7 protein-coding genes are annotated in these 4708 nt (G+C 62.3%); 5 read left to right on the forward strand and 2 right to left on the reverse strand.

Features of this window, described 5'->3' with window-relative positions; all coding sequences use genetic code 11:
* Positions 1 to 151: 151 nt before the first annotated feature.
* The gene (locus EN969_RS17750) at positions 152 to 745 is read right to left on the reverse strand and encodes a hypothetical protein (RefSeq protein WP_013532403.1); all 594 of its coding nucleotides are present in this window, start codon (positions 743 to 745) and stop codon (positions 152 to 154) included.
* Positions 746 to 855: 110 nt separating this feature from the next.
* On the opposite strand from EN969_RS17750, the gene EN969_RS17755 reads away from it, so the two are divergent.
* A complete protein-coding gene (locus EN969_RS17755) occupies positions 856 to 1986 on the forward strand; it encodes a metallophosphoesterase (RefSeq protein ID WP_164758318.1) in 1131 nt (376 codons plus the stop codon).
* A gap of 57 nt (positions 1987 to 2043) precedes the next feature.
* Here EN969_RS17755 and EN969_RS17760 read toward each other — a convergent pair whose 3' ends face one another.
* Positions 2044 to 2223 (reverse strand): CsbD family protein, encoded by a 180-nt coding sequence (locus EN969_RS17760; protein WP_013532401.1) that lies wholly within the window; start codon positions 2221 to 2223, stop codon positions 2044 to 2046.
* A gap of 198 nt (positions 2224 to 2421) precedes the next feature.
* Here EN969_RS17760 and EN969_RS17765 point away from each other — a divergent pair, with 198 nt between their 5' ends.
* From EN969_RS17765 to EN969_RS17780, 4 genes are all read left to right on the forward strand, one after another.
* Complete coding sequence (locus EN969_RS17765; RefSeq protein WP_063167709.1) at positions 2422 to 3075, forward strand: glutathione S-transferase family protein; 654 nt, start codon at positions 2422 to 2424, stop codon at positions 3073 to 3075.
* Between the two features lie 427 nt (positions 3076 to 3502).
* Positions 3503 to 3712: a cold-shock protein gene (locus EN969_RS17770; protein ID WP_010915421.1), complete on the forward strand. Its 210-nt coding sequence runs from the start codon at positions 3503 to 3505 to the stop codon at positions 3710 to 3712.
* 359 nt (positions 3713 to 4071) lie between these two features.
* Positions 4072 to 4299 (forward strand): hypothetical protein, encoded by a 228-nt coding sequence (locus EN969_RS17775; protein ID WP_013532399.1) that lies wholly within the window; start codon positions 4072 to 4074, stop codon positions 4297 to 4299.
* Positions 4299 to 4706 (forward strand): hypothetical protein, encoded by a 408-nt coding sequence (locus EN969_RS17780; protein ID WP_013532398.1) that lies wholly within the window; start codon positions 4299 to 4301, stop codon positions 4704 to 4706. Before EN969_RS17775 ends, EN969_RS17780 begins: the two co-directional genes overlap by 1 nt.
* Positions 4707 to 4708: the final 2 nt, after the last annotated feature.

Raw genomic sequence — 4708 nt, forward strand, 5'->3', positions numbered from 1 at the left:
AGGCCACGCAGGATGCCGGTGTGCTGCGGGATTGTCTGGCGGGACTTGAGCGAAGCGCGCCGTCGCCATCGCAGGGCGCATTGGCGGCCAGGCGACGCAACAGGATACTGCCACGGCCGGGAACCCCTTGACTCGCCGTGCTCTGGTTCAGCTACTCGGCCAGCGGCTTGATCGTCTCGTAGCCGTTGACGGATTCCGAACTGGTGCCTTCATCGTAGCGCCGCGCGAGCGCGGCTTGCAGATCTGGCGCATAGAGGGCGGTAAATGAATCCAGCGTCTCGCCGGCACCGTTCTTGAAGGTCTCCTTGACCGCCAGGACATTGTATTTGCACTCGCCCAGGCTGAATGTCTCCTTGCCCTTGACGACCAGGCTCAGCGTCTTGGTGCCCTTCGGCGGCTTGTTCGGCGACAGCTCGACGAACTCTATCGCGGCCTTTGTCCCCGCCTTCAGCGGAAACAGCTTTCGCAGATCGGAAAGCGGGATCATCGCCAGGCGACCGGTGTCGCTGTCGCGAAACACCTCGATCAGGCCGGCAAACAGATACTGGGTTTGCGGCGATTGCGATTCGTAGGTGTTGGCAACCGACATCATCCCGCCGGCCACGGGCCGAAATTCGCTCTGGATGCCGGGCCTCGCCAGAACGAAACCCTTTCTGGCGGACTTGACGTCGACGCAACCGGCCGCATGCGCAGTGCTCGCGCACAACATCGCGGCCAGGATCATGCAGATAGGTGCGGCTTTCATTTTTCGTCCTCCTCCGCTTGCGCAAGCGAGACATGCCAGACCCGTGGCATCATGTCGATGATGGCGCAGAGGCGCTGGACGACCGGCCGCTGTCCATGCTGAATCAGCGTATGATGAATCGCCGTTCGACTGCATCGCTTTCCCGACGCAACTTCCTGGCGCAGGCTGCAGGATTTGCCGCGGCCGGCGCCTTGTCGCGCCCGGCCTTCAGCCAGACCGGGCAACGCGTCCAGTCGATCGACGCCACTTTCCTGTTCATCGCCGATGTCCATGCCTGCCGCATGGCGAGCGGCTTGAGCCCCAACTGCCTGCAGGAAGGCAAGACCGACGCCGCGCTGCTGCGCAACGTGGCGGCGCTGAATGCGCTTGGCGACAAGGACTGGCCAACTGAGATCAATGGCGTCGCCACCGGCCTGCGTTCGGCCGGCAGGATAGGCACGCCGCTCGGCCTTGTCGTCGGCGGCGACATCACCGACGATGGCGGCGGCCAGATCACGCAGCCGAGCGAGGGCACCCAACTGCTCCAGTTCAGCCAACGCTACAGCCAGGGCGTCGGTCCCGACCGCGTGCACATGCCGGTTTACATCGGGCTCGGCAACCATGATCTCGACCAGAACGGCCCGCCGCCCCATGTCGACTGGCATCGGCGCGAACTGCGCGACTATGGCGAGGTCCACAATCGCGACGGCGTGTTCTTCAAGCCGCCGGTGCCGGCCACCGACTATGATGTCGACACCGACTGCTACTCCTGGGACTGGGGCGGCCTGCATCTGATCCAGACGCATCGTTTCGCCGGCGATACCGGCCACGGCGCCGAGAGCAGCCTGCCATGGCTGAAGCAGGATCTGGCGACCTATGCGGCGGACGGCCGTCCGGTCATCCTGTTCCAGCATTATGGCTGGGACACCTTCTCGGTGGAACGTTGGGATGCCGCCAAGCGGCACTTCGATGATGACGGCAGTGGTGCGCCGCATTGGTGGAGCGAGGCCGACCGGCAGGCGTTGCTGGCGGCGCTGAAGGGCTACAATATCGTCGGCATTTTCCATGGCCACCAGCACGAAACGCCGCTGATCTATCGCAGGGACGGGATCGACCTGTTCAAGCCGAAGGCTGCCTATATGGGCGGTTTCGCGCTGGCCAGGGTGACCAGCGACGGCATGGACGTGGTGCTGGGCGAGGCGACCGGCGATCACGGCGAGGTCGCCTTCACCAATGCTTTCAGCAAGGGTTGGAGCACCTGAAAAAGGCGGCCTTCGCGACCGCCTTTCCCTCGATAAAGCGCGTTTGCCGATGTCGGATCAGAGCGCCTTCTTGACCTTGTCCTTGACGTCGCCATAGGCCTTCTGCGCCTTACCGGCGGTCCGGTCTCCCGTGCCTTCGGCCTGGGTCTGCCTGTTGCCGGTTGCCTTGCCCGCGGCTTCCTTGACCGAGCCCTTGACCTGCTTGGCCACGCCCGCAACCTGATCCTTGTTCACCATTTTTTGCGCATCTCCTGGGGTTCTGAATTCGGAGGAATTCATTTGCGGTAGCTAACGAGCCGGCGTCGGTTAGGTTCCAGGCGTCGCCCGGACGGCAGATCAGGTCGCGCGGCCGCCGCCCTGGGGCAAGGCTGGTGGGCTAGGCTGCGAACACGCGTCGACCATGGAATTTGGATGGCCGTGCATGCGGGGAGAAAAATGGCTGAATTCACGCTCTACATCGGCAACAAGTGTTTCTCCTCATGGTCGTTGCGGCCATGGCTGGCGATGAGGCATCTGGAGATCCCGTTCGAGGAAGGTTTCGTGCGGCTGCGCACACCTGAAACCTTTGCCAATCTGGCGAAAGTGTCGCCGACCGGTCAGGTGCCGGTGCTGAATCACAATGGCAAGATCGTCTGGGAAACCCTTGCTATCCTTGAATATCTCGCCGACCTGTTTCCCGAGAAAAAGCTCTGGCCGGCCGATATCGACGCCCGCGCGCTGGCGCGTTCGGCCGCGAGCGAGATGCATTCCGGCTTTCGCGAGGTCCGCTATGGCTGGCCGATGAATTTGCGCCGGCCGAAGGGCCACAAGCCGCTCGACGCCGAGGGCGAGGCGCAACGCGCCCGTATCGAGGCGCTGTGGCGCGAGTGCCGGGAAAAATACGGCAGGGGCGGCCCGTTCCTGTTTGGCCATTTCACCGCGGCCGACGCCATGTATGCGCCTGTCGTCACCCGTTTCGACACCTATGGCGGCACGCTGGCGCCGGATACGCGCGCCTATCTCGACGCCGTGCTGGCAACGCCGGCGATGCGGCACTGGTATGCCGAGGCGGCCAAGGAGAGGTGGCCGGAACCCGGCCCGGACGAATAGCCGGATCCAACGAAAACGCCCCTCGCACCTTTTATCGTGCGGGGGGCGTCTTTGCCATCAACCGTTCTTTCGATTGCTCTCACGAACTGCTGACGACAAGGCATAAATGCGCCTTTGCGCGGATGGTTCCTGGATGCCAGAAAATTTTTTCAACTTGGCGCAAGCGCGCTGTTTGGCGCCCGGTTTGCCGTCATGCCAGCTGGTTTGGCCTGGCGTTTTGGGAGAAATCCGCATCTGTGGCTTTATGCAAATTTGACAGCGCGCCAAAAGAAGCCTACAAGCAAATCGTCGATATTTGTTTGACTGACTTTTGTTATCCGCGCTTTCGAGCGCGCCTTTGACGAACTTCCCACATCAAAAATCGGGACAAACGACGTTGTGCATCCGCATGGCGTCGAACGAATATTTGCCATGGAAAGGGTTCGTCATGAGCACCGGCACAGTTAAATGGTTCAACGCCACCAAAGGTTTTGGTTTTATTCAGCCTGACGACGGCTCGGCCGACGTTTTTGTCCACATCTCGGCCGTAGAGCGCGCCGGCATGCGTGACATCGTCGAGGGCCAGAAGCTCGGCTACGAGATGGTCCGCGACAACAAGTCGGGCAAGATGTCCGCCGACCAGTTGAAGGCGGCCTGAAAAACGAATTCTGCTCTCCCGGTGACCACGGATGTACTGGCACCGGTGAGTGGCGAATTCGGGCGCATGGCCGCGGAGACCTGAGTTTCCACGGCATATCATGTGCATAAGCAGGGCGTTCCCGTGCGGTGCATCCTTTTGGATGTCATCTGGTTGCGCGACGCTCTCATGGAAGGTCAGGCGGTGCCTGGCCTTTTTCATTTTCCGCGCCTTGCCGCCGAAAGTGCGCTGCGCGCCGGCCTGGACGTGCTAAGGGACGCTCCAGCAATTTGAATTCGCCGCGCGTATTGCTTTGTGCGTGATCCTGACCGAAGACCCGGTCTCGCTCCATCGGCACAGGCTCCTGACAGGAGAAAGATTTGACCACCAGTTCAAAGACAACCGTCGATCAGGCCGTGTCCCTGTTCAGCAAGACGCAAACCCAGTCGATGTCGCTCAACCGCATCAATTCCGAGCGCGACGCCGTCAGTGAGGCACGCGAAGCCAAGACCGCGCGTCTGCGCGAATTGCGCCTGGAGAAGGAGGCCGACGAGATGGCCGCCGCCGCCGCGCTAGCCGCTTTGCCGAAGCGGGCCGGACGACGCTGATGGCCACCAAACGCGTACCGCCAACACCGATCGCCGCCGACGCAACCATTGCCGATATGGTCGAAGGCCTCGACAAGCCGGTCGAATTCGTCCGGCGTGTGCTGGAAAAGCTCGAGCGCTGCAAGCGTGCCCACGGTGATGCCCAGGTTCGCGTCGGCGTGCGCGGCCGCGCCGAATGCCCGAACTACCTGATCGAGTATGTCCGCGAAGACGCCAAGACCCATGAGCGGGTGACGTATCAGGACGCCGCCTACAGCGGCAGCACGCATCGCGAGCTGGCAGCCCATCACATCGAGGCGGTGAAAAACTGGTCGCCCGAGGAAATGAACATCACGGCCGTTTCGGCGCTGATCGGCCGCCTGCGCAATCCGCGCGCCCCATCATCGCGCTTCGCCGACGAGGACTGACA

The sequence above is a fragment of the Mesorhizobium sp. M7A.F.Ca.CA.003.01.2.1 genome, from assembly GCF_003998945.1.
GTDB lineage: Bacteria > Pseudomonadota > Alphaproteobacteria > Rhizobiales > Rhizobiaceae > Mesorhizobium > Mesorhizobium ciceri.